Raw genomic sequence first — 25,254 nt, 5'->3', positions numbered from 1 at the left:
ATGTGTAGAGGTCGATATTTTTCATTTGTCCTTTTACTTGCACTAATGTTCGTGTTAGGTGCCTGTGGCTCAAATGAAGTAAAAGAGGATACAGCGAAAGAAGATCAATCAACTAAAGATACAAGAATTGTAGAAGATGAGTTTGGAAAAGTAGAAATTCCTACAAACCCACAGCGTGTAGCTGCTATCTATATGGAAGATTATTTAACTGCCTTGGATGTAAAACCTGTTGTGCAATGGTATCACCCATCATGGGGTAAACAGGACTATTTAGGATTAGATGTTCCTGAGTTCGACATTACTGGTAGTATGGAAACATTACTACAAGCTAAGCCTGATTTAATCATTGTGGATGGCGCCGCGGATAAGGCAAAATATGAAGAATACTCAAAGATTGCACCTACTTACCGCTTAAAAGAAGATATTCTACAAAATCCACGTGAAATTGTAAAAACAATAGCTGATGTTTTAAATATTCCTGATAAAGCAAAGGAAATCGTTGATAAATATGAGCAACGTGTATCCGATTTAAAAGCAATATTAGATGAATCAATTGGAGACGAAACAGTTGCTGTTGTACGTCTAAATGTCGCAGATAATACATTAGCTTTATTTGGCATTAAAAATCGCTACACTGGCTATATTTACACAGAAACGGGCTTGACACCACATCCATTAGCACGTGATATGACAGAGTTTCATGAAGTCTTATCTGAAGAGGCTATTCCAGAGCTAGATGCGGATCATATCATCCTTTTCCCTTCAAATGGCACTTGGGATTCGAAAGAAAATCAAGAAGCGATTAAATGGTTAGATAGTACACTATGGAAAACAGTACCTGCTGTTAAAAATGGGCATGTCTATATTGCGGATCGAACATATTGGCAGTCTGGAGCTATCACAGCTAACCTGCTGAAATATGATGATCTTGAAAAATGGTTCGTGAAATAATTTTCAAAAGAAAGCTCTTTATGAGGGCTTTCTTTGCATAGCGTTGAAAAACAAAACCATCCATAAAATTTTTGTGAAAGATGAAAATGGATTTCCGTTGCAGGCTACTTGCTTTCCTGTGGGCGAGCGCTGAGCCGCTTCCTCCGTGCAGGGGCTCGCCTGTCTCGCTATCCCATGGGAGTCAAGTAGCCTTCCACTCCAACCCACAAAAATGGTACCTTTTTAGCAAAGGTTTTCAAATAAAGTGAAGGTGTTTGCTACTTATTTTATGGAGGATGATTGTCATTCATCACTTCTCCATATTGAAAATAAGAGCCTATCCCCTCTAAGAATACAGATAATGGGCTATTTGATCGCTATACTACTATGAAAAAAAGTAAAGACACTTTGCAGAATGGTTGATTGGAGTGGAGCCAGCGTCACTCCTAGGGGATTTAGCGTCACAGATGAGACCCTGGAGCGAGCGTAAGTGAGTGAAGCGGCTCATCGGACGCCCCCTGGAAAGGGCGCTGGCGGAACGGAAATCAACCTCTCACCTTGCAAATTTGCTTTTTCTGCCGTTGACATCATCTTTTTTCAACAACATGAAAGAAAGCTCTTCAGAGAGCTTTCTTTGTGTTGTTCTCCAAATTCAATTATAAAGGGGTGAATCATCAATGGGTAACTTAACACATGTCTATACGTTACAAACTATTTCTTATGTGATTCAATCAACGAACAAGCAGCAGTTTAATAGTGATTTCTATACACTTTTCATCGTAATGAGTGGCAGCGGAAAGCTAGAAATAGATCATAACACCATTCATCTTAGTGAAGAAAAGTGCATATCGATTCCTCCTAATAACACGGCTAATATACGCATTCAAAACGAGCACCTTTGTTTTTATCAATTACAGTTCAACATTGTCCATCTTAGCAATAAACAGACTACTAGCCCTTTTAAGCGTGTCAAAGAGCAACGTCTCCTCCCCTTTTCGCAATGTCGTAGACTGCTAGAAGCCATTTATCAGAACCGTCTAGCGGAGGATGAGCACACCATCTTTGAGCAGCATGTACACTTTCAAGAGCTGATGTTATTGCTCTTACATCAAACAATACCCAAGCTGGTGCAAAAAAATGATCGTCAATCTGTTGAGCAATCCATTAACTATTTGCATAAACATTTTGAAAAAGAGTGGACTGTCGAGCAGTTGGCAGAGCTAGCTGATGTTCCAAGATGGAATTATACCCGTATGTTCAAAGAGATTACAGGGCAAATCCCTCTTCACTATTTAAATAACATTCGCATTGAAAAAGCCAAGCAATTATTAATGACAACAAATGATCGGGTATTTGAAATTAGTCAGTCTATCGGATTTAATAATGAGTATTATTTCAATCGTCGTTTTAAAGAACATGTCGGCATCTCTCCAGGACAATATAGAAGAAACCAAAGCAGCAATCTACGTGTATTTGCACCATTCTTAGAAGACTTCTTTGTCGCCCTTGGGATTACACCAATTGCTCAATTCAGTCATCCAAAATGGGGAAAACAAGACTATTTAGGTCTTCAAGAAGTGCCTGATATCGATGTACAAAATGGAGAAATGGATCGACTCCTTCACTATAAACCAACATTAATTATGCTAGATGCAGGTATAGAGCGATGGGAATCCTGTCATCATTTAAATGAAGTAGCTCCCATCTGTCATATCTCACATCCTGGAGAGAACTGGCAGTCTACTTTGTTTAAGATTGCTGATTTAACAGGAAAAACCGCCTTGATGCAAGACGTGATCCTACAATATGAGGATAAGGTACAGCAAGCAAAAGGAATTCTTAGTAAATCCGTTTATGGGCAAAGTGTGGCATTTCTCCGCATTTCAGCTATTGGCATTACTCTATATGCGGGTCCTGAATGTGGCTATACGGGGCCAATTTTATATCGTGACCTCGGTTTAATGCCACATCCACTTGTCTGGAGTATTCCGCACAATCAACGTAAAGCACCACTGACATTTGATCAATTGCTGCAATTAGATGCGGATCATTTATTTATTACTTTTGATAAACAACATTCCATTTACGAGAACGAGGAGCGTACGATTTTAAAAACTTCTATGTGGAAAAATCTAGCTGCAGTTAAAACCAACTGTGTATATGAAGTGGATTTTTTAACATGGATGAATTACGGTATTCTGTCTCATAGTAAAAAAATTGATGATGTCTTACATGTTCTCGGCTAAAAGAGGAAGCTCACTTTGGCTTCCTTTTTAAATGATTAGGACAGACATTGCACTGCAAAATAACACCTAAAGACGTTTAGCTACATAAGATAAGATATCAGCTATAGGATAGGAGGAATTACATTGTATTACAATCCTTATCCGTACTTTGTTCATCCTTATCATTACCCAACGTCGCCACTTGCCCAGCAGCTTGCCGTTAGACCTATTCCTCAACATTTGGCAATGCCGAACACTACCCCCTTTCCACCTGTCGACACACATAAATTAAAAATGTCAGCTACACGGATAAAGGCGATCATGCAACAGGCTCAATTGCTTACGGATAAAATTGATAGCTCTCAACAATTTGCACATGATCTAATGAATGCTGCACAGCTTTCAAATAAAACAGAGGTTGATAAATTAATCACATCAACAGGCATTACGATGAAATTTGATGCAAATTATACACCAGACAATTTCAGAATACGTCTTATGGATAATGGTTGTTGTGGCATAACCATAAATTTAAGTTGGTAAAAAAATTTACCCTTATATCTCTATCGAACTTGTAAACTATAAAATTCTATGCTAAAGTGTTTTTATTATTATTTCTGAAAATTCTTATATCACTTTTCTTATCGAGAGAGACGGAGGGATTGGCCCGATGAAGTCTCAGCAACCAGCTCAACAGTATGGTGCTAATTCCAATTGGCAAAATTTTAAGCCTGAAAGATGAGAAGAAGAACTACCGTTGCTTATTCTGGAGTCCTCTTCTAAGGGGACTCTTTTTTATGTTCTACTAATTTTAACAGAAAGCAGTGAAATCAATGTCAAACCAACTTTTACAAGCATTACAATTATTAAAATCAAAACAATGGGTTGATTTAACACATACATTCGGCCCTAATTCCCCACATTTTTTTATGTTTGAAGATGCTAAATTTGAAACATTATTCTCTCATGATGACGGGTTCTTCGCACAACAATTCACGTTCCCAGGACAATATGGCACACATATCGACCCACCCATTCATTTTGTGCGAGACTCCCGCTATCTAGAAGAATTAGAACTAAAAGAACTAGTTCTTCCTCTTGTCGTCATTGATAAATCACGAGAAGCTGCTAACAATCATGACTTCTCGCTAAGTGTGCAAGATATTTTTGATTTTGAAGCACAACATGGAGTAATTGAAGCAGGTACCTTTGTAGCGCTACGTACAGATTGGAGTAAGCGCTGGCCAGATAAAGAGGCATTTAGTAACCAAGATATGGATGGACATAACCATATACCAGGCTGGGGCTTAGAGGCATTACAATTTTTATTGAAGGAACGTCAAATAAGTGCACTTGGCCATGAAACATTTGATACTGATTCAGCCGCTGATTTTCACAAAAATGGTAAGCTAGATGGCGAATACTTCGTGCTTGAACAAAACATCTATCAAATTGAGTTGATGACGAACTTGGACAAGCTACCTGCGAAGGGGGCAATTATCTTCAATATCGTCCCTAAGCCTGAAAAGGCATCTGGATTCCCTGTACGCTCATTTGCTATTTTGCCATAACACAAAGGTCTGTACGATTCATATGTTGAATCATACAGACCTTTATTTTCGTATATTTCTTTTTTTGAATAGATAGTAAACGATGAGCATTACGAGGCCAAACAATAGGATAAGATAAATACTATAATGGGATAAATAATAACCAACAAACCGCCACTTCTCCCCAAGCATCCTCCCTAACGTTATAAATGTGAAAGTCCAGATAAATGCCCCTGTATAGGCAAAAAAAGCAAACTTTCTATATGGATAATTATTAATTGCCGCAATATAGGCTGTCAGATGCCGTACACCAGGTATAAAATAGCCTATTAATAATAAAGTTGGCCCAATTTTAGTAAACAGTTGTTTTGTAAAATCAATTTTTTGCTCCGTAATATGAATTTTGGGTCCATATTTCTGCAATAATGGTAAGCCAAAACGATAGCCGATATAGTAGCTTAAGGTAATACCGCCAACTGCACCAATCATTGCACTTACTAAAGCGGGAATGTGTTCAAGGCTTTCTATATAAACACTGTAGCCAACATATGTTAGAAAGACCTCATCAGGTAGTGGCAACCCAACAATTCCTCCAATTAGGATCACGATAATACCCAAATACCCGTAATGTTCAATTAGAGATTGCACATGATGTGCCATATAACACCCCACCCAAAATTTATTAAAACGCATTGATTAACAAGTTCCTTCAATAGATCTAAGAGAACCTGAAGCATCGACTTTAAGACCTTCAGCAGCTTTATATCATTTGAAACTGCCGTAAAGCAAAGTCAATACCACCTTCAGTGGAACTCTTTGTAACAAAATTCGCAACTGCTTTTAGAGCTGCGCTACCATTTCCCATAGCGATACCTAGCCCTACATGCTCTAACATATCAATATCATTATCCCCACCTCCAAAAGCAATAGCATTCTCAGGACCAATGTTAAAATGGTCTAGTACCGCTTCAACAGCTATCGATTTGGCAACATCCTGCTGTAATACATTCACAATATAAGGATGCTATCGCTGCCAAAATATATGCGGAAATTGGCTAGCATATCTTTTTTCAGCCTCCTCATCTGCATATAGACACATGAGAAAAACTTCTTCATCCACAATTTTTTCATTCACAACCGGAAAATTTCGTAAAGATAGAGTTGCCTGCATCGCATTGAAAGCAGCTGGATGCTGAATGCCATTCATCGATAGTTGCTCTGTAAAAAATGTGAGGCTATGCTGCTGTTCACGTGCAAAAGCTTGTACATTTTGAACAATATCTTTAGCAATAGGTGTTTTATGTATGATTAAATCCTTGTGTTTCACATATGCCCCATTTGCTGTAATAAAGGTTTCAATCCCTAGCGCTTGTATCTCCTGACACATCGATAAAGGTCTTCCTGTAGCCGCTACAAGGTGAATTCCTCTCTCCTGCAAAAGTTGAATGGCCTTCTTTGTGCTTTCTTCCACACAGCCATCCTCGTAATTAATCAGTGTTCCATCCATATCAAAAAATATGATATTATAATTCATCTTAAGCCGCCTTTATAAAACAGTACTTTAGAATCACAAACATTTAATTCATTCCTTATACTTAATGAAAAGTATGAAAGTATTTTGACAAACTTTCAGCAAACTCTATAACTTACATTAACAGCACCGATAAATACTATTACAAGCATAGATTTAATGACAATTAACTATAAAACAGATGAATATTTTTATTTTAATAATTCTAAAGGAGTATACCAAAGAACACAGAATTGTTAAAATAAAAGATATCTACTTAAATACATTGAACGATAAACATTTACGTATAAATAGAGCAAAAGAAACAAAATTTTAGAGCCTGCAAAGGAGTTGATTCTTATGGCATTTAACATTTACTACTATGAAAGTAGTGTAGATTGTAAATTTTGCAAAAAGCATTTTACAACTTATAAAGTACGCCCTAATCGATATAAAATCATCGAGGAGCAAACAGATTTCATGCCTGTTTATGATGGCTTAAATCCTTTGCTGTATGAGGTTGCTGTTTGTCCCCATTGCGGCTATGCCTACCATAAGTCTATGACACGGACATATGGACCTTTCATGCAACTCATTGATGAAATTTACATTAAAGAGCTCCAGAAGCCGATGGATATTTGTCAGGAACGTACAATCGATGATGCCATTGTCAGTTTTAAGCTTGCTTATTTGGTATCACGTGCTTCCATGGAGGAATCCCTTTTAATGGCGAATTTCGCCTTGAAAATTGCTTGGCTTTATCGTTTAAAAACCGATGAGGAATCCGAAAAGCGTTACCTTTTTGCAGCTAGAGACTTTTATAGTAAATCCTTTGCATCCAATCAGGAGGGTGGAGAAAGAATCCAGTTTTTACATGCTGAATTAAGCCTTCGACTCGGTGATATTGTAGAAGCTAAAAAAGGATTCTCACGTTTAATTGCCGATCGAAATGTATCACCAAAATATCGAAAGCTTGCGCGTAATCGTTGGGAAAATTATAAATATGACGAACAACCTATAACAGTTAATGAAATCATTAATTGATTTGACGAGGAGAGGACTAGTTATGTTGCTATTCCATAAAAGAATTGATGTGAGAGAAGAGGATATATTTTCAGAGTTACATCATTTTTTATTAAGAAAAAATAATCGCTACTTAACAAACGATGAGATAGTCACTTTAACAGGAGTGTCACCTGAACTCCTTTACAAATGGGTAAAAGCAGGAAAGTTAAAAAAGTCCATTTTCCCTAATTTAGGAGCACCTTGTGAACGATGTGGACAAATTACACAAGCTAAAATTTGTGTGAGCTGCTCCTCCTCCATTGCTGGTACATTAAAGCAAGAAGAAAAGGATCGTGCATGGTTCAATCAAATTCAACGTAACCATGTTAGAGCAAGCACCTATCACTATAAATAATGATAAAACATCTCCACTTTACAAATGGGGATGTTTTTTTGCCAATATAGGCAAATTTAAACAAAATTTAAACAAACTCTTCCTAAGCTTTAAACTTCGCTCCTTATAATAAGTATCAATATAAGAAGAAGGGCTGATTATTAATGAAAAAAGATAGGAAACGTAAGGTTTTATTAAGTATTGCACTGACAAGTTTAATGGCACTAAACGGAGTAACTAGTGTCTCTGCGGCTGTCACTGCAAATGAAGAACAGCTCAATATTGAACTTAATTCAACAGTCAAACAGGTTAGGTCTTCTAATGAAACGTTATTAGATTGGAAAAAATGGGTAAACGATCATGCCTATAGCCTGTCCTCCATTCAACCTGAAACATTTAATGGACAAAAAATTCCATCTAGTGAATTTGAGGATTTAGAGATGCTAAAGCCATTATTACATGATAAGCGCATTGTCTTTTTAGGAGAGAGCTCTCATGGTGTTGCACAATTTAATCTAGCTAAAACACGTTTAATACAATTTTTACATCAAGAAATGGGCTATAATGTTCTCGCTTTTGAAAGTGGCATGGGAAATGTGATGAACGCCCAAGGAAAAATTGACAAACAAGCGGCTCTACAAACAATGAAGGATGGTATTTTCGGTGTATGGTGGACAAAAGAAACCCTTCCTCTGTTTGAATACGCCAAAACAACTTATACAACAAAGCAACCCCTTGTTCTCACGGGCTTTGATATTCAACAACAAGGGGCATTCACGAATGGAGATTGGCTGCACAATCCTCAATTAGCTCAACAATTCAGTGAAGCAGAGAAACAACTCGCTGAATGGAGCTCAGGAAAAGATTTAAAGGGCTATCAAAAAGAAAAGGCAACAATTATCAATGTGTATAAACAAGTAAAGGCACAAGTACAGTTAAAAGAAAAAGAGTTGCAAGCAGCATATCCAAATGAACCCCACATTGTAAAACTGATGGAGCGTACTTTAGCAGATCGTATTCGTTTAGCAAATGAATATGTTGAACTAACTATTCAGGCCAATATTGACCTTGAACAAAATAATATAGAGTCATTTTTACAAACAATGGAATGGCGAGATCAGGCAATGGGTGAAAACTTACTTTGGTTAGCTGAAAAGGTTTATCCAACAGAAAAGTTTATCGTGTGGGCACATAATGACCATATTCGTAAAGCACAATCGGATGTAATGGGTTCCCCTTATCCAGTCAAATTAATGGGCGAACGTTTACCAGACATCTACAAGAAATATAGCTATGTACTAGGCCTATACATGGGGAGTGGCGAGACAGCAAATAATATGGGTGAACCGATGGCTGTATTACCACCTATCAAGGGATCTATTGAGGATATTCTGTCTACAAAAAATAAACCATATACATTCATCGATATGCGCAATCGTCAAAATGAGCGAGGCAACTCATGGATGTTTGAGCCTCGCATAGGCTATAGCTGGGGCGTTATGCAGGAAAGCTTTGTTCCACGCGATCAATACGATGGTATTCTCTTGATCGATAAAGTAAGTAAACCGCATTATGTAAAATAACCTCTCTTATAAAATAATCGCAAACTAGATTCCCTAGTTTGCGATTACTTTATGTATCCATGGATATCGTATCCCATTCCTCGTCTTGATACCCAATCATCCAAAATAAGCCTCTACGCCTTTCCATCACAACACTTTCATTTAACGCTAAAGGAGCTGTCTGTCCATTAATTCGACTATCTACACAAGCCCAATGCAATCTATAAATTTTATCAGCCTCGTCTAAAATTTCTTCCTTACTGCGCATAATTGTTTGTTGGTAAAACTGTTCAAACGTTTCGCAGCTTGAAACAGCTTGAATCGCATATTCACAATCACAAACATCTTCCGGAAAATCTAACTCTTCCACCATACCTAATGCCCAAATGAGTGTCCAATAGGCTTCATATTGCCATGAAATATTGACAGCCTCTTGCGTACTAGGATGCTGCGCCCCCAGAAAGAGCCTTTCTTGCTCCGTTAAGAATGGTTGTACTTTATATTTATGTAGCATATCGGTAAAGAATTCCCTAGACCCTTCAATATCGCCATTTTGTGCTACGTCACAGGCGAATTGAATAACAATCAATAGGGCAACTGCTCTTCTTGCGATATCCTCTTGACTTTTAAAGTGGAGATTTTCTAATGGTGATAGCTGAGGAAGAGAAGCAGCGTAAGGAATCTCTCGTTCTGTTAAAAAAGCGATCGTTTTATTTTTTCGCACTTCTCCCTGTGCTGATGCTACCTCATGCGTATTTATTTTTCTTGTACAAGCATGGGGTCTAAAGTCAGATGGACCCGATTCCCCGTTAGGATAAACAATCACGCTACCGTTTTGATCCAGCAAAGTACCGTCTGGTAGAAAACCAATACCGCCTATCCTTGTTAGTAGTCTTGTAAATAGCTGCATATGCTCGTCTGTCATAGCCCTATCCATCTCGATTGCAATGACTGTATTAAGCACAGCTATTTGAATCATTACTCGTTCTTTTAGCTGTTCATCTTTAAAGGGAATAGTATCGTAATAGCCCATCATCCCAGGGATATTTTTTGCAAAATAATCAGGGTTCATATCTTCAGTTAAAATGTTCATCGAGCATCTACATTTTTTAAAAAGCCCTTTAGATTTCAATAAATATCCGCTATCTTGTTTTTCAATAGCAAAGCCTTTGGCAAATACGTCGGCTATTTTAGCATGCATATCATCTAGATCATTTTTGGAAGCAAATATCGTAAAATGATTCAAACTACTCTCTCCTTTGTAACATATAGCATTTCAGTATCCAATTTTCCAAACCATTCAGTACTTGGCTAAATAATTGTTTATTTTTTCGTAATACCTCATGTTCCATCCAATAAGCCAGCAAAGAGCGCCATTCTTCCTCATTTATCATTGTTGTTGGTGTGATTCCCTGCTGCATCATATAGCAAACAGCTCGGATAGCTGTCAGTCTCTCTACTTCACTACCATCTAACCACTCAAATAGTGTCCCTGCACTTGGCTGTGATACTGCTAAAAGCGAGTCCCAGCCATCGATCGGAAATGCAACATAGGGCTTCATCCATGTAATAATGTTTGGGTGCTGGAAATGGCGTAATCGATGTAATGCCGTATAGGCATCCATGTTATCTTTTTCAATATCCTGTAGGATAAGAGCCAGCCCTTCGTCTACTGGTAAACAATGCGCCGTTAAATAATCACGTAGCCAGGCTGGAAGTTCAGCATTCCCTTGCCAAAGTTCCTTTACCCATCTTTCAGCCTCGTCAGCACACACCGTTACTAGAACTTCACCCCAAGCTTTTTGTTGTGCTGAAGTCTGTGCTTGTTCAACTCTTTGTTGAAGTGCCTCATATATCCTTACCTTATCAAATTGCCAAAAAGCCTCTTGAATGCTTGTTTCTCTTACGCCATGCATGGAAACATAATGAAGTAAAGATTCTAAGCTTGATTTAGCCTGCTGTAAATTAGAGCTTAAATATTGTTCCAGCCACGTTAACCATATTTGTGACCTAGTCAGATTAACATCCAATCCCTCCCCACTACAAAATTGTTGATGCTGTCCACAGTCTACACCAATACAGCCTAGCGTGGTCGCAATGTCGACATACGCAGGAAAGCTTAAGGCAAGCAAATTAAATTCATCTTCTTCATGACTCCAATACCAAATCGATTCGTCCTCAAGTTTGAGGAGAAGGGCATCTCCGTTACCTGCCGTAAAAAATTGTAAGTATTGCTGTTCATGCAATTCATCATCCCCTCCAAAATAGGGGAAATCCAAATCATTTAAGCTCCAGCCAAAATCTCCAGAAGGCGTATCCAGCAATTCTGTAGGCAAGATAGCTTCGTCAGGGAGAGACCAATAAATAGTTACTTGCTGCGAGCAATTTAGTAAGAGATGACGGAACTCATTAGGGATTTGTACGCCAAGTCGTGCCTCTACCTGCTGTAAATCATGTTCAGTAGCGACTGCTCGTATTTCAATCGGATGTACATAAGCTCCTTGCCACTTCAATCGCTTTATTAAATGTTGCCAACGCTCAATCCACATTGCAGCTCACCTCCACATAGGCTAAAATGATTTCTTTCGTCTTATTTTTATCGTCAGAAAATCATCTACTGATTAGGTTCATTTCCAACGCAATAAAAAATGCTATTATTTTACTGATATATAAGCCTTCAAATATGCTAAATTACTTAACTCTATACGGTCTTTTTTAGTAAGTAACAGTGAATTATTTGACTTTCTTTACTTCCATCATAATTTTTGTCACATACTCTTCTTCTCGATTTTTTATAACAGCATCATAAACGTATTCCTCATAAACGTATTGACCAAGCTCATAGCCTTTTTCATGCATGACATTAAATAAACGTGTATAGGTCTCTCCAAGCTTCGCAGAGGGCCCAACATGATAACCAATAACGAATTCCCCCTCTATTGCTTTAAAGTAAGGATGACCTTCTCTTGGATTAGGCTGCTCAATATATAAATAGCTGTAATTATCGTAATTGCCAGCTAATACTTGTTCTCTCCTCGTAATCCCTCCGATTGGATAACCTGTATCTAATTGAGAGCGATCTAATTCCTCGATAAAATCCGATACAGCCTTCACAAACTGCTCTTCAGTAGAATCTTCGATATTTTTACTTAGGTATAATGTATCTTCAGGAAAGTACTCAATCGTGATGTCATCAAAATGTAGATGTAGAGCTTCCTCAGTCGTTTTGATTTTGACATCAATAATATTTTCAATCATTTCGAGCTCTCGACGTTTCTTCGCAACAATTTCTTTTTGTTGATGCATCAATTCTAAAAAATTCTCTGGTGATTTCTCTGCCATATACTGCTGAATATCCTTCAAGGACATTCCAACTGCTTTTAATAACTCAATAACACTAAAAAAATCATATTGAGCAAGTGAATAATACCGATAATCTTTACTATCCTTCATGATGGGAGATAATAATCCAATTTGATCGTAATAAATGAGTGTTTGCTTATTAACCTTACAAATTTTAGCAAATTCCCCAGTTGTAAAATATTTTACATTTTTATTAAGCATTTTTTGAGCTTCCTCCCTTGACTATATAGTAACTATATACTTTAAATTGTACCTATTCACAATAAAAATAGAAAGGTTTTGACATTATGTTCACGGAGATTCGTGACATTACAGCTTTCAACAAGAAAGAAATTTTAGCTTTACGCATCGCAGACAATCAGCAACATTTTATTGAAACGACAGACCAATGCTTAACAGAGGCAGAAATGGATCGACGCTTTACTCCTTTAGGTCTGTATAAAGATAACACCGTTATAGGCTTCGCTATGTATGGATTATTCCCTCATGAAGATTACAGTCAACGCGTTTGGCTCGATCGCTATCTAATTGATGAACAATACCAAGGGCAAGGTTTAGGTAAACATTTTTTACAGCAACTTATTCATTATTTAACAGTAAAGTTCAACTGTTCACAAATATATTTAAGTGTTTATGACAATAACGCAGTAGCTATTCAGCTGTATAAACGATTTGGTTTTATATTTAATGGTGAACTAGATGACAAAGGGGAAAAAGTAATGGTGTTGGAGGTGCATGGACATGACAACCATTAATCCTATTGAAACAAGACCACTGAAACCATTATTTCTTTCATACTTATTCCCCGCAATGATCGGTATGCTTTTGATGTCCGTCAATATTTTGGTAGATGGTATTTTCGTTAGTCATGGCGTGGGTCCTACAGCGTTAGCTGGGGTTAATATAGCCGTTCCCATTTTCTCTATTTTGCTTTCTATTTCTCTATGGATTGGTATGGGAGGAGCTACGCTTTTCTCAATTTCTCTTGGGGAGGGCAATAGGCAACGAGCCCATCAGCTCTTTACATTAGCATTTATAATGATGTTACTAGTCGTGCTAACGATTATCGGATTCCTTGCATTCAATTTAAAAGATATTTCTTATATATTTGGGGCAAGCGATGATACGTATCCCTATGTACAGGAATACCTACATGTTATTTTACTGTTTGGCGTGTTTTACACACTAGAAAATCTACTAAGTATTTTTATTCGAAATGATGGTAACCCAAAGCTTGCTATGCTGGGCTTAATTACAACATCAGTATTGAATATACTCTTAAATTATATCTTTATCTTCGTACTAGATTATGGTGTGACTGGCTGTGCCTTAGCAACAGCAATCGCCACTATTATAGGTACGTCTGTACTTTGTCTTCATTTTTTCCGTCCACAATCTGAGTTAAAGTTTGTCTCTTCATTTTTTAATCTATCAGATCTCAGAAAAATATTTGCTATTGGACTACCTAGCTTTATCGTTGAAGCTTCCGTAGCAGTTATCGTTATTTTGTATAATGTTACCTTCTTGCACTACTTAGGGGCAAATGGCGTAACAGCCTATGCAATGGTCAACTATATCCATACTGTATTGTTAACGATTTTCCTTGGCATCGGTATGGCACTACAACCATTAGTGAGCTATCACCATGGGGCGAGATTACTAGAACGATTAACAGCATTATTAAAAATAGGGCTAGCTACTGCATTTATTTTAGGGTTAACGACGGCACTTATCGCAATGCTTTTCCCTTCTCAATTAATGGCATTATTTGGAGATAGCTCCTTTGAAATTCGTAGTTTGGCAGCACAGGGCTTTGTTCACTTTGCCATTGGCTATGTATTTTTAGGAATCAATATGGTGTTCGCAGAATTTTTTCAATCCATTGAAAAAATTCGTATTGCCACAACCATTATGTTACTACGCAGTATTATTTTATTTATCCCTACCCTCATCGTACTACCCAAACTACTTGGCTCTCAGGCCATTTGGTGGACCTTCCCGGTAGCAGAGGGCATTACAGCATTGCTCATTTACTTGTATATTAAAAAAAATCCAAGAACCATTTCCTCTCTAAAAAATGCTTAAATAGAAAGGGGCCTCATCATGGCCCCTTTCTTACTTTTTATTCAAATATTCATCACGCAACATACTCATAATAATCCCATCCGAAAATGCATTGTTCATAAACAAAGCCTGTCTTAAAATAACTTCTGTATTTGAAACCGACCTTCTCATAGGATTTAATGGCTCTACTATTATGGAAATACACCTGTAATTCTAAGCGGTTCAGGTTTAGCTCCTCAAATATAAATTTTTGAGCAAGTTGTACGGCTTCAGAGCCATATCCCTCTACCGCACTTCTCGATACAATGTAAGGCTATACGAAACATTGCTTTTTTATTAGTTAAGTCGATCTCGATAATCGCCAATTACTTGATCGTTGTCAATTGAACAAATAGCAAAATCATAGCGCGAGGCATCTTCTTTAAAACGTTGAATCGCCTCTTTAATGTGTTCTTTTGTAAATATGTTACGCGTTCCTGTCATATACATGATTTCTTCATTTTGAAAGCACCTTGCAATACGATCGATATCATCCTCACGAATGGCTCTTAAATAGACTCTTTGACCTTTTATCATGATAGACTCCTCTTTCACATGAAATAAGGAACCATCTTGTACGTAGATGATTCCTTTGTCAAAACTATTCCATTTACTTTTCATTGGGTATTGGTACTGATTTCTTTACAGGCTCTTCCGAGGAGGTTACACCTAGAATATCGAGCAGGAACATAAACAGCGGAATACCAATGATTAATCCCCATACACCAAGGAAATGCTCTGAGAAGAGGATGACCATAAACGTATAGAAAATCGGTAAATCTGTCTTTGCGGACATCAGCTTTGGATTTAAGAAATAAGCTTCAATGGCATGTAATACCATGACAATGACTAAAATATAGACAATGTACATTAAGCCACCGATACTATATGCGATAATACTTAGTGGAATTAGTGAAATAATAACTCCTGCGACTGGCACTAAACCTAAAATAAAGAGCATAATCCCAAGAGCAATCAGATGTGGAAAGCCCATTATAGAAAGGGCAATCACTGATAACACACAGTTGACAGCAGCAATAATAAATTGAGCCTCAATTACTTTACCAAATGAGCGGATGAAAATTCTTGAAAAATAATGAAGTTCATCATAAAGTGGTCCAACTTTACTATCCTTAAACTTGGCTGTAAACTCAATAATGCGTTTCTTTTCCAACAAGATGAACAAGCTCAATATTAGAGAAATCAGAATTTGCATAATGATTTTACCAATATTCGTAATATTTTTAAGAGTTAAATCCACACCCTGCTCTAAATATTTTCCAAGTTCGATTTTCTCAAAAGTTGGCGCTAAATATCTGGCAATCTCATTGTCATCTGGATCGAGATTAAAGCTGGCAATAAGATCGAAAAGCTGGGTAATTTGCTGGGTTACAATCGGCAAATACTTGTAAATTACCGCAACAATACCTGCGACAAGTAAAAGGTACAATGTTACTGTAACAGCCTTTTCATTCATCGGTGTATATTTTCTTATGCTTTTCGTTGTCTTCGTAGTAAGCTGATTCATCAAATAGGTAATAATAAACGTCAGCAAAATTAAGTTGATCATACTACGCATTAAATACAATGCAACTGCAATCCCAACTAGAAGAATAATACGTTTAAATCCATTACTCCGAAAGAAATTACTCATTTATTCACTCCTTCTACAAAACGGCCTCGCTGCCTCTGCTACCTAGGGCTACACTATCAACTAAACATAAGCAGTATAAAATTGATTTACAACAATACGCATCATTCTTATGTAAAAATTTCCCTCTCATTTAATGAGTATAGCCATCTACCTTCAAAATAAGACGAAATTCATGTTTCTTTAGAAGTGTCTGTATAAAACCTTAGGCGTGGGTGAAGTGAATTGTATGTCTTGTCAAATTAAAAAATCAATACTTTTATCCTTTTTGAAAGCTTTATCAGCGTATAAGCCTAAATTCTATGAATCTATTATAACCCTATAAAACCAGCATATCCAATTTGAAAGTTCTTTTATAATGGTATTTGCATAGAACTTTTATCAGATGGTACATTATGCTATTTTGATTACAGAAACAAATTAAAAATAGACAAGGACTGATTCTATGAAAATTGCGAGGAATCCTGAGAACATTCACCCACCTGTTGCTCCTTATGTACATCAAATTGAAGTCACTGGCCCCCATAGGTGGTTAACCCTATCAGGTCAAATCGGTATGATGGCAGATGGACTATCCCTGAAGATGCAGCAGTACAATTGAATGTAGCACTAGAAAATATAAAAAAAATTTAGAAAGCGCCAATATGGAGGTTCAAGATCTGACGAAGATCATTTTCTATTTGGTAGGAGAAATGGATGCAAGTCAACGACAGCAAATCATCAATAACTTTTTTGGGGGACATCTTCCATGCACAACATTGATATATGTAGTTGCACTCGCTACTCCTGCCTTAAAGGTTGAGATAGACGCATGGGCTTGTAAGAAATTATAAATCATACTATGTTATATATAATCAAGATGTGCTGTAATTATGTATTTTTCTAGTACCCCTTTAACCCTTCTAAAGGGGTACAGTTTCATCTACTTTTACATAGATAGTAAAGTATTATTTAAGTAATGTGAGCGTTGTTGCAATTGCATTATCAACAAAGGCTTGTTGCGGCTGTGATTTCAGCATGACCGTTAATCCGATTAGTGCCACAAGTAGTGCTTGTGCTAAAGATTTCGCATCCGTGTCAGCATCTAACTCGCCTGTTTGGATTCCTCGCTCAATCGTCTCCTGAAAAATAACAGCTAAATAAAGTTGATGCTCTCTCGTTAAAATTTCAAATCTCTCGTCATGAGGAGCTAATTCAACCATTGTATTGATACAAAAACAGCCGTTACTAAGATCTTTCGTATATTCAGCTGCAATCACTTCTTCAAAAAAAGTAGCAAATGCCTGCTTTACAGACGTATGGCTTTGGAGTCTTGCTCGTATATCAGCTGCACGAGATGTCGTATATCTTCGAAGAGCTGCTTCGAAAAGCTCTTTTTTGTCACCAAAGGTTGAATAAATACTAGGACGTTGAATGCCCATTCTAGCAGTGAGATCACTTAAAGAAGTAGCTTCATATCCCTTCTCCCAAAATAACTGCATGGCAGCCTCTAATACTTTTTCTTCATCAAATTCACGGGTTCTTGCCATAAAAAACCCACCTCCTTTATGTAAGGATTAATAAGCTGGTCACTACAATTTAAATACCAAACAGTATGTAATAATTGTATAACCTGCTCTTTATATTGTCAATTTCCGTTTTATTTATAAAAATAAATTCAAAAAATACATTGACACAGCAAATAAAACTAAGATATATTTACCAATAATTATTTCATACCGAACGGTAAGTTATAATGACAATTCAATTATGAATGGAGGATATCGTGTGGACAATGATCTGAAGCGAGAAAACGATGCGCCTACTATAAATCAACAGTCTTCCATGTCTCGAGCTATAACATTATTATTCGCAACAGCCTGTGGAATGTCTGTAGCCAATATTTATTTTGCACAGCCGCTGCTCGATCAATTGTCAAATGAGTTTACTATTGATCACTCGATTATTGGTGTTGTTATTACCATCACGCAAATCTTTTATGGCTTAGGTTTATTACTCTTAGTGCCTCTAGGGGATTTACTCAATCAGCGCCGATTGATTATTGGACAGATGCTACTGTCCATAACGGCTTTGGTTATAGTAGGCACTGCCTCCTATAGCGCAGTACTTTTCACAGGTCTGGCTTTGGTAGGTCTACTTGCAGTTGTGACGCAGACACTTGTGGCATTTGCGGCTACTATGGCTTCCCCTACAGAACGAGGTCGTGTTGTTGGTATTGTCACGAGCGGAATCGTCATTGGCATACTGCTCGCTCGGACCTTCGCTGGTCTCTTAACTGATCTTGCTGGCTGGCGGTCCGTTTATCTAGTCTCTGCCACTCTTATGTTTTTAATGGTCTGCATATTTCTAAAAGTGTTACCTAAAGTGGAGCGTGAAGTAAAAGCCCTATCCTACTTTCAGCTAATTAAATCCGTATTTATGTTGTTCATTCAAGAAAGAACTTTACGTATCCGCTCGGTTTTAGCCATGCTAATTTTTGCTGATTTCAGTATTTTATGGACGCCACTTGTTCTGCCACTTAGTGCCCCACCGTTAACACTGTCACACAGTGTCATTGGTGCTTTTGGTCTTATTGGAGTGGCTGGTGCATTAGCTGCCGCACAGGCAGGGAAATTTGCTGACCGGGGTTATGGACAAAAAACAACAGGGATTGCTTTAGTGCTACTACTCATTTCATGGTTGTTTATAAATTATCTAGAAAAGTCGTTATTTGCATTAGTTGTTGGTATTATCTTGCTGGATTTGGCCGTACAGGCAATTCATGTCACTAATCAGACGATGATTCTTCCATTGCGTGCAGAAGCGCGAAGTCGACTTACCGCTGGTTACATGGTGTTCTACTCCATCGGCAGCGCTGGCGGTTCAATCGCTTCTACACAGACATATGCACACTTTGGCTGGGAAGGGGTTTGCTTACTTGGAGCTTCTATCAGTACAATTGCCCTTATTTTTTGGGTAATGACTAGACGATTCACAAAATATTGATTTAACTTAGGAGAGATAACAAATGGAAATAGGAATTACTTCTTTCGTAGAAACAAAACCAGATGTTCATAGTGGCGAGGTAATTAGTCATGCACAGCGTTTACGTGAAGTAGTGGAGGAAATCATTCTTGCAGATCAAGTAGGATTGGATGTGTTTGGCGTTGGCGAGCACCATCGAGAAGATTATGCTGCTTCCTCCCCAGCAATGGTGTTATCAGCTGCCGCTCCACAAACGAAAAAAATTCGATTAACAAGTGCCGTGACAGTTCTTTCTTCTGCCGATCCCGTACGTGTCTTTCAGGATTTTTCTACTTTAGACGGACTATCAAATGGGCGTGCGGAGATTATGGCTGGCCGTGGATCCTTTATCGAATCTTTCCCCCTATTTGGCTACAATTTAAATGATTATGATGAGCTGTTTGAAGAACATTTGGACTTATTACTCAAAATTCGCGAGTCAGAAAAAGTAGGATGGGAAGGGAAGCATCGACCAGCGATCAATAATTTAGGTGTGTATCCAAGACCTGTTCAAAAGTCTTTACCCATTTGGGTTGGTAGTGGAGGAAATCAACAATCAGCCATTCGGGCAGGAATTTTAGGATTACCCCTTATGCTAGCAATCATTGGTGGCAGTCCTATGCAGTTTGCTCCAATCGTACAACTTTATAAAAAAGCTGCTGCTCATGCAGGTCATGATTTATCTAAGCTTCGGGTAGGCTCCCATTCGATAGGTTTCGTTGGCCCGAATAACGAGTGGGCAGCAGATACATTTTTCCCATCTACACAGGCGGGCATGAATAAACTGGGCAAAGAACGGGGTTGGTCGTATTATGATCGTTCTAGCTATGATGCTGCACGTAGTTTTGAAGGGGCATTATATGTAGGTGATCCAAAGACAGTTGCAGATAAAATCATTCATCTTCGTAAACATGTAGGGATCACACGGTTTATGCTATACGTACCTTTAAGTACAATGCCACATGATCAAGTCATGCAAGCGATAGAACTTCTTGGAACAGAAGTGGCACCCCGTGTGCGTGAGGAAGTTGCTAAATGGGAGGCGGAAATGGTACTAGAAGGACATCCATTTCTTTAGGATTTCATTATATTTTAAAGGGGAATTTATATGACGATTAATAATCGTGTACTACCAGAATTAAGACAGGCTTACTCACAGTTTCCGGGCTTTCGTCTGCAGGAAGATTTAGCGTGGAGTCGCAGCCTCTTAGTCCAGCCACCATTAGAAAAGTCAAAACTTGTGCACACGACGAATTGCATGATTCCTAGAGGAGATGGAGGTGAAATGCTAGTTAAAATTTATGAACCAATTGAACGAAACCGTGATAAACTTCCAGCTATGCTTTGGATTCATGGTGGTGGTTTCGTTATGGGACACCCCGATATGGATGATCTTCTATGTGAACGTTTTGTTCAGACCGCTAACTGCGTTGTCGTTTCTGTTGATTATCGACTTGCTCCTGAGCATCCTTATCCAGCCGCGATTGAAGATTGTTATGCAGGGTTAGTATGGATGACAGCTGAGGCTCCATCACTCGGCATTGATGTTAAACGAGTGGCAATTGCTGGTGCAAGTGGTGGCGGAGGGCTAACAGCAGCTCTAGCATTAATGGCTCGCGATAAGGGAGGGCCCTCAATTATATTCCAAATGCCATTATATCCAATGCTTGATAACCGAAATGAAACACCATCTAGCTATGAGATTACCGATGCTCAAGCAACATGGAGTAGATTAAATAATTTGACCGCTTGGCGTATGTACTTAGGAGAAGAAAAGGACACCAACGAACTTTCTCCGTATGCGGTTCCTTCAAGAGCAGATAATTTAGCAGGATTACCACCAACCTATACATGTATAGGTCAACTTGATTTATTTCGAGATGAAACCTTTGATTATGTAACACGTCTTGCCCAAGCAGGAGTAGATGTTGAAATGAATCTCTACCCTGGTAGCTTTCATTGCTTTGAAGTCTTTGTACCTGAAGCCGAGGTAAGTCAGCGTGCAAGTCAGAACTATTTAGATGCAATGGCTCGCGCTCTTCACCCTTAGTCTACCTTACTGAAAATGTGAAATAGCCCTTATCATAGTCGTTAAGTAGTTCAGTTGCAATCATAATTGGCAGGAGCATAATTTTCTAAATGAAAGTTGCTGCTCTTGGAATGTTTGAATATGAAAATTTAAAATGCGAAAATGCTTTGACGATATTTTCGCATTTTATAATTATAACAATTTAGTTATGATGACCTTGTTGATAAAAACTTCACAGCTATGCAAGTCCAATTCCTCAATTTATGGCAAGTTTATCGTAAAATAAAATAATGACTTTTTTTATCATCAAATGAACTATGATGTTAAAATTACTATAAAGTGATCCAATCAGGAGGTGTAATCATTTGGAAGAAAAATATACTATAGGTGAAACAGCTAAAATAATAGGTTCTACTATAAAAACAGTTCGTTACTATGATGAAATTGGGTTGCTAAAACCTACAAGTTATACTGATGGTGGACATCGATTATACACAGTGAAAGATATATGGCGTCTTGAAATGATTACAAACCTACGTTATTTGGATTTTGGAATTGATGATATAAGCAAAATGATATCTGAGGAGCTATCAGTCACTAGAATACTTGATTGGCAGATTGAATCGATGGAAACACAGGTTAATACGCTTATGGATATGATATCAATTTTGCGTCAAGCAAAGGAACATAATGGGGATTCATTGCAGTGTATTCATGATTTAGTGAATGCACGAACAATTAAAGCTGAAAATAAAAAACAATTTATCGATAAAAAAGTGCAAGAAATACAATTCTTAAATGGCATTCCAAAAGAGTGGAAAGATTCGTTTTTTTATTATTTCGACAAATACATTATTAATCAGGTGAAAGGCTCCGCCAAACAAACCGCTGCTTGGCATGAGTTGCAGGAGCTCATAAATGATCCGCAGTTTATAAAAGACCTGAAAAATACTGAATTTCTGTACATGAATATTGTTCATCAGCCAAAATACAATGCTACAACACTGGTCAGAAAGCTCGAAAACATCCATGATCGATTGAATAAGGCGTTGAAACAAAAATCGCCTGCCAGCAGTCCGGTTGTACAGGCCATTGTCGATGATACTGCTAGGCTGTATGCGAACTCAGAGCATTTGGACAATAAAGAAGATTACTTCCATTACTTTGTAAAATATATTCAAAGAACCAAAACCAAACGACTCGAACGATGCGAAATATTATGTGCCATTCTAAGTCCACAATACTACCAACTCTCAAAAGCTAATCAATTACTATTTCAAGGAATAGAATGGCGACTTGAACATATGGAAAATTCAGAAGGCGAATAATTGAGGGGCTAAACACCCTCAACTATTCACCTTAGCTGTCAACCTTTCTGTAACGTAAATTCTGGATAATCCCCAATATTTTGCTCTAATAGTTTAAATGGCTGTTGCTTTAAATAATGATTAAAGAAATCCAATGAATAGTCGTTAATCAGATGATAAGCCTTTTGGATGTCGACCCCTTCCATCCGTTCATAAAGTGGTGAAAACAGGTATAAATCAGAGAAGCCCATATGCTTCATATTTTTAATCTTCATCCAATAGTTCCCACCCACAGTTACATACTCATACCGTGGCAAAGTTTCGTTTACAAACTCGATGAACTCCTCACTATCCGTTTCCTTCGCTTCTCTGATTGAGTCATCAGCACTCATCATCATAAATGGCTTCTTCAGCCCCTCCGTAGGAACTCGGAGTTTTCCATATAGAACGCCGTCCATATTAAGAGCTGCTTTTATTCTTGAATCTGTCATTAGCATTTGGGTGCTCGTTGCCCCACCAAAGGAATGGCCAAACATACCTATATTCTCCATATCCATTCGACCTGTAAAACGGTTTTCAGAATCATTTTGGGCCAGCTGCTCTACTTGATCCAGCACAAATTTAGCATCTTCAACCCAACCTTCATTTGCTTTATCTAAATATGCAATTGATTCCGTTTTTTGTGGGACGTAATTTGCTATACGACCATCAGAAAAAACTGAGGCCGTGCTACTGTAGGTGTGATCTATACCTACCACGATATAGCCTTGACTGACTAATTGCTCAATTTGAAAAGTGTTCTGATTTTTATGCCCACTAAAGCCATGAGAGAAAAGGAGTACCGGATAGGTTGTTTCCTGATTAGAAATCTCAGCGTTCTCAATAGCATGTGTTTTGACATAACCAAAATTTGCGAATAAAAACTTCGGTAAATTTAGAATTTTACTATACCCCTCTGCAAAAACAGCAGAATCGGAAATATAAGGAGCCGTATTACCTTTAGCATTCGTATCAGCAGGATACCAGATTTGTACCATTAATTCGCGTTTGTCGCCAAGCTCTGGTGTGAGAGTCTCTTCCCTCTTAGTATCTTCCCAATCGTAGGTGACTGTTCCAATTTGGTACGGACCCGCTGGCTTTTCAAAGGTAAATACCGGAAGAACGATAGGCAGACTAACTGCTATGGCAGAATAAAGTACAGCTAATGTTGAATTCAGAACAACGCGTAATCGGCGCATACTTGATTGTTGTTCTTTTTGAACTTTTGGGTTAAAAAAGTGCCTTATCACAACAACAACGAGAAAAAATAATGTCATCAAATAAGTCGGTATCATTTGCCACCGCATCCCTTCAATGATTCCATGGACAAGTAGAAATAGCATAGACATACCACCAGCTATCAGTATTCCTCGCTGTGACTTGTTTCTACCAAAAACTAACCAACCTAGTAAAACAATATTAAAGATGACATAAAACAATTCAATAGACCTCATAATAAAAACCTCCTTGTTTTTTGATCTTGCTGATTCAAATCAAAGTGTATTACCTCCAGTAAGAGGAGAATCAACAATCAATACAAAAAAACACTGACATTTTTTATAATTGTCCACCATTTTACAAATTTAAGGTTGTATATTATTAAAATAAAAATTGAGCAGTTATAAAAAATTGTCTTTATAATATCAATAAAGAACTATGAATATTTCACAGGTACAGGTTAAATTATTTTAGAAGTTAGGAGAGGACAGAAATGGATTCCTATGAAGTATCGACATTAAAAAAGGGCCTTTTGATATTGGATATATTACGACAAAAGCATGCTCTTACATTGACTGAAATTATGGAAGAGTTATCACTGAATAAGACATCGGTTTTTCGCATGCTTTATACTTTGGAAAAAATGAATTATGTTAATAAATATAATAAATACTATCAATTAAATCCTCATATTTTTAGAGATGAACATCTATATTGGCATCAAGATATTGAATGGACTTCTCTTGTAGCACCCTATCAATTAGCCCGACAAGAAGAAATAACTACTTATATTGGTATTTTGGAAGATTGTGAAATGGTGATAAAAAATGTCATCAGGGAGCCATTTGAACAACCTTTTTTTCAAGCAATCGATACTCGAACACCCATGCATTCAAGTGCACTTGGAAAAGTAGTCTTAGCTCACCTCCCCACAGAAACGCAACATGACATGTTAAATAGTATAAGACTTCATCCACTTACAACAAAAACCTTCTATGATTATGGTTTATTAATTCCTCACTTACAGGTTATTAAAGCACAAGGATACGCTGTTGATAATGAAGAAACCAATCTAGGTAAATGTTGTATTGCAGTACCTATCTATGTCAATAAAGAAGTAATAGGTGCCATTGCCCTACACGGTTCGACGGAGCAAATAAAGAAAGCGGCCATTCGTTCTTTTGTAAAAAAATTAGTCGAGGCAAGTAAAAAATTAACAGCGGAAATTGATTATCTTTTAACATAGTTTTGTATCTTAGAAGATTAATAAGCTATGCTCCTTTGCAATAAAAATGCTTTTGTTTCTATATATGAAACTATTAGTATAGATGTTTGTAAAAATAGGTTTTTATCCTATTCTTGTTA

The 25,254-nt window shown here is 37.5% G+C and carries 23 protein-coding genes, 2 pseudogenes and 1 riboswitch; of the genes and pseudogenes, 15 read left to right on the top strand and 10 right to left on the bottom strand.

Annotated features, from left to right (window positions below; genetic code table 11):
- From MHI34_RS08835 to MHI34_RS08820, 4 genes are all read left to right on the top strand, one after another.
- Positions 1 to 951, top strand: a complete 951-nt coding sequence (locus MHI34_RS08835) for an ABC transporter substrate-binding protein (RefSeq protein WP_342504349.1) — start codon at positions 1 to 3, stop codon at positions 949 to 951.
- Positions 952 to 1,607: 656 nt separating this feature from the next.
- Entirely contained in the window at positions 1,608 to 3,176 is a 1,569-nt protein-coding gene (locus MHI34_RS08830; protein ID WP_036128726.1) for a helix-turn-helix domain-containing protein, read from the top strand.
- Positions 3,177 to 3,299: 123 nt separating this feature from the next.
- Complete coding sequence (locus MHI34_RS08825) at positions 3,300 to 3,698, top strand: hypothetical protein (RefSeq protein WP_036128728.1); 399 nt, start codon at positions 3,300 to 3,302, stop codon at positions 3,696 to 3,698.
- 95 nt (positions 3,699 to 3,793) lie between these two features.
- Positions 3,794 to 3,900: riboswitch (SAM riboswitch) on the top strand.
- An 88-nt stretch (positions 3,901 to 3,988) separates the two neighbouring features.
- Positions 3,989 to 4,726, top strand: a complete 738-nt coding sequence (locus MHI34_RS08820; RefSeq protein ID WP_342504348.1) for a cyclase family protein — start codon at positions 3,989 to 3,991, stop codon at positions 4,724 to 4,726.
- A 42-nt stretch (positions 4,727 to 4,768) separates the two neighbouring features.
- On the opposite strand, the gene MHI34_RS08815 is transcribed toward MHI34_RS08820, so the two are convergent.
- Entirely contained in the window at positions 4,769 to 5,365 is a 597-nt protein-coding gene (locus MHI34_RS08815) for a DedA family protein (RefSeq protein WP_036128732.1), read from the bottom strand.
- A gap of 100 nt (positions 5,366 to 5,465) precedes the next feature.
- A pseudogene (locus MHI34_RS08810) lies at positions 5,466 to 6,239 on the bottom strand (Cof-type HAD-IIB family hydrolase).
- A 336-nt stretch (positions 6,240 to 6,575) separates the two neighbouring features.
- On the opposite strand from MHI34_RS08810, the gene MHI34_RS08805 reads away from it, so the two are divergent.
- The 3 genes from MHI34_RS08805 (at position 6,576) to MHI34_RS08795 (ending at position 9,197) form a co-directional block, all read left to right on the top strand.
- A complete protein-coding gene (locus MHI34_RS08805; RefSeq protein WP_036128736.1) occupies positions 6,576 to 7,259 on the top strand; it encodes a DUF2225 domain-containing protein in 684 nt (227 codons plus the stop codon).
- Between the two features lie 22 nt (positions 7,260 to 7,281).
- On the top strand, positions 7,282 to 7,635 hold the full coding sequence (locus MHI34_RS08800) for a hypothetical protein (protein ID WP_342504347.1): 354 nt from the start codon (positions 7,282 to 7,284) through the stop codon (positions 7,633 to 7,635).
- Positions 7,636 to 7,778: 143 nt separating this feature from the next.
- The gene (locus tag MHI34_RS08795) at positions 7,779 to 9,197 is read left to right on the top strand and encodes an erythromycin esterase family protein (protein WP_058845252.1); all 1,419 of its coding nucleotides are present in this window, start codon (positions 7,779 to 7,781) and stop codon (positions 9,195 to 9,197) included.
- A gap of 49 nt (positions 9,198 to 9,246) precedes the next feature.
- Here MHI34_RS08795 and MHI34_RS08790 read toward each other — a convergent pair whose 3' ends face one another.
- The 3 genes from MHI34_RS08790 to MHI34_RS08780 all read right to left on the bottom strand — a co-directional run bounded on the left by MHI34_RS08790 (position 9,247) and on the right by MHI34_RS08780 (position 12,740).
- A complete protein-coding gene (locus tag MHI34_RS08790; protein WP_141904199.1) occupies positions 9,247 to 10,422 on the bottom strand; it encodes a DUF4272 domain-containing protein in 1,176 nt (391 codons plus the stop codon).
- Position 10,423: 1 nt separating this feature from the next.
- Positions 10,424 to 11,725: an SMI1/KNR4 family protein gene (locus MHI34_RS08785; protein WP_342504346.1), complete on the bottom strand. Its 1,302-nt coding sequence runs from the start codon at positions 11,723 to 11,725 to the stop codon at positions 10,424 to 10,426.
- A gap of 184 nt (positions 11,726 to 11,909) precedes the next feature.
- Positions 11,910 to 12,740 (bottom strand): MerR family transcriptional regulator, encoded by an 831-nt coding sequence (locus tag MHI34_RS08780; RefSeq protein ID WP_036128745.1) that lies wholly within the window; start codon positions 12,738 to 12,740, stop codon positions 11,910 to 11,912.
- A gap of 86 nt (positions 12,741 to 12,826) precedes the next feature.
- On the opposite strand from MHI34_RS08780, the gene MHI34_RS08775 reads away from it, so the two are divergent.
- A complete protein-coding gene (locus tag MHI34_RS08775) occupies positions 12,827 to 13,294 on the top strand; it encodes a GNAT family N-acetyltransferase (protein ID WP_036128746.1) in 468 nt (155 codons plus the stop codon).
- Complete coding sequence (locus tag MHI34_RS08770) at positions 13,281 to 14,624, top strand: MATE family efflux transporter (RefSeq protein WP_058845250.1); 1,344 nt, start codon at positions 13,281 to 13,283, stop codon at positions 14,622 to 14,624. The genes MHI34_RS08775 and MHI34_RS08770 overlap by 14 nt, the downstream gene beginning before the upstream one ends.
- Before the next feature lie 52 nt (positions 14,625 to 14,676).
- On the opposite strand, the gene MHI34_RS08765 is transcribed toward MHI34_RS08770, so the two are convergent.
- From MHI34_RS08765 to MHI34_RS08755, 3 genes are all read right to left on the bottom strand, one after another.
- Positions 14,677 to 14,847 carry a GNAT family protein gene (locus MHI34_RS08765; RefSeq protein ID WP_268987997.1) on the bottom strand — a complete coding sequence of 57 codons (171 nt, stop codon included), beginning with the start codon at positions 14,845 to 14,847 and terminating at the stop codon, positions 14,677 to 14,679.
- 92 nt (positions 14,848 to 14,939) lie between these two features.
- The gene (locus MHI34_RS08760; protein WP_268987996.1) at positions 14,940 to 15,179 is read right to left on the bottom strand and encodes a GNAT family N-acetyltransferase; all 240 of its coding nucleotides are present in this window, start codon (positions 15,177 to 15,179) and stop codon (positions 14,940 to 14,942) included.
- A 73-nt stretch (positions 15,180 to 15,252) separates the two neighbouring features.
- Positions 15,253 to 16,296: an AI-2E family transporter gene (locus MHI34_RS08755; protein ID WP_058845249.1), complete on the bottom strand. Its 1,044-nt coding sequence runs from the start codon at positions 16,294 to 16,296 to the stop codon at positions 15,253 to 15,255.
- Between the two features lie 442 nt (positions 16,297 to 16,738).
- Here MHI34_RS08755 and MHI34_RS08750 point away from each other — a divergent pair.
- Positions 16,739 to 17,126, top strand: a pseudogene (locus MHI34_RS08750) (RidA family protein).
- Positions 17,127 to 17,240: 114 nt separating this feature from the next.
- Here MHI34_RS08750 and MHI34_RS08745 read toward each other — a convergent pair.
- Positions 17,241 to 17,822: a TetR/AcrR family transcriptional regulator gene (locus tag MHI34_RS08745; protein ID WP_342504345.1), complete on the bottom strand. Its 582-nt coding sequence runs from the start codon at positions 17,820 to 17,822 to the stop codon at positions 17,241 to 17,243.
- A 295-nt stretch (positions 17,823 to 18,117) separates the two neighbouring features.
- Between MHI34_RS08745 and MHI34_RS08740 the strand changes: the two genes are divergently transcribed.
- The 4 genes from MHI34_RS08740 to MHI34_RS08725 all read left to right on the top strand — a co-directional run bounded on the left by MHI34_RS08740 (position 18,118) and on the right by MHI34_RS08725 (position 22,653).
- Positions 18,118 to 19,278 carry an MFS transporter gene (locus tag MHI34_RS08740; RefSeq protein WP_342504459.1) on the top strand — a complete coding sequence of 387 codons (1,161 nt, stop codon included), beginning with the start codon at positions 18,118 to 18,120 and terminating at the stop codon, positions 19,276 to 19,278.
- Between the two features lie 22 nt (positions 19,279 to 19,300).
- A complete protein-coding gene (locus MHI34_RS08735) occupies positions 19,301 to 20,374 on the top strand; it encodes an LLM class flavin-dependent oxidoreductase (RefSeq protein ID WP_342504344.1) in 1,074 nt (357 codons plus the stop codon).
- Between the two features lie 30 nt (positions 20,375 to 20,404).
- The gene (locus MHI34_RS08730) at positions 20,405 to 21,346 is read left to right on the top strand and encodes an alpha/beta hydrolase (RefSeq protein ID WP_342504343.1); all 942 of its coding nucleotides are present in this window, start codon (positions 20,405 to 20,407) and stop codon (positions 21,344 to 21,346) included.
- Positions 21,347 to 21,690: 344 nt separating this feature from the next.
- The gene (locus MHI34_RS08725; protein ID WP_271911344.1) at positions 21,691 to 22,653 is read left to right on the top strand and encodes a MerR family transcriptional regulator; all 963 of its coding nucleotides are present in this window, start codon (positions 21,691 to 21,693) and stop codon (positions 22,651 to 22,653) included.
- Positions 22,654 to 22,691: 38 nt separating this feature from the next.
- Here the strand turns inward: MHI34_RS08725 and MHI34_RS08720 are convergent, their stop codons facing one another.
- On the bottom strand, positions 22,692 to 24,125 hold the full coding sequence (locus MHI34_RS08720) for an acetylhydrolase (RefSeq protein ID WP_342504342.1): 1,434 nt from the start codon (positions 24,123 to 24,125) through the stop codon (positions 22,692 to 22,694).
- Positions 24,126 to 24,382: 257 nt separating this feature from the next.
- Between MHI34_RS08720 and MHI34_RS08715 the strand changes: the two genes are divergently transcribed.
- Positions 24,383 to 25,135 (top strand): IclR family transcriptional regulator, encoded by a 753-nt coding sequence (locus MHI34_RS08715; protein WP_340835406.1) that lies wholly within the window; start codon positions 24,383 to 24,385, stop codon positions 25,133 to 25,135.
- The last annotated feature ends 119 nt before the right edge of the window (positions 25,136 to 25,254 follow it).

The organism is Lysinibacillus sp. FSL L8-0126, assembly GCF_038630385.1.
In the GTDB taxonomy this organism is placed as follows: Bacteria; Bacillota; Bacilli; order Bacillales_A; family Planococcaceae; genus Lysinibacillus; species Lysinibacillus fusiformis_D.
This window is presented reverse-complemented; position numbering and strand designations above follow the sequence as displayed.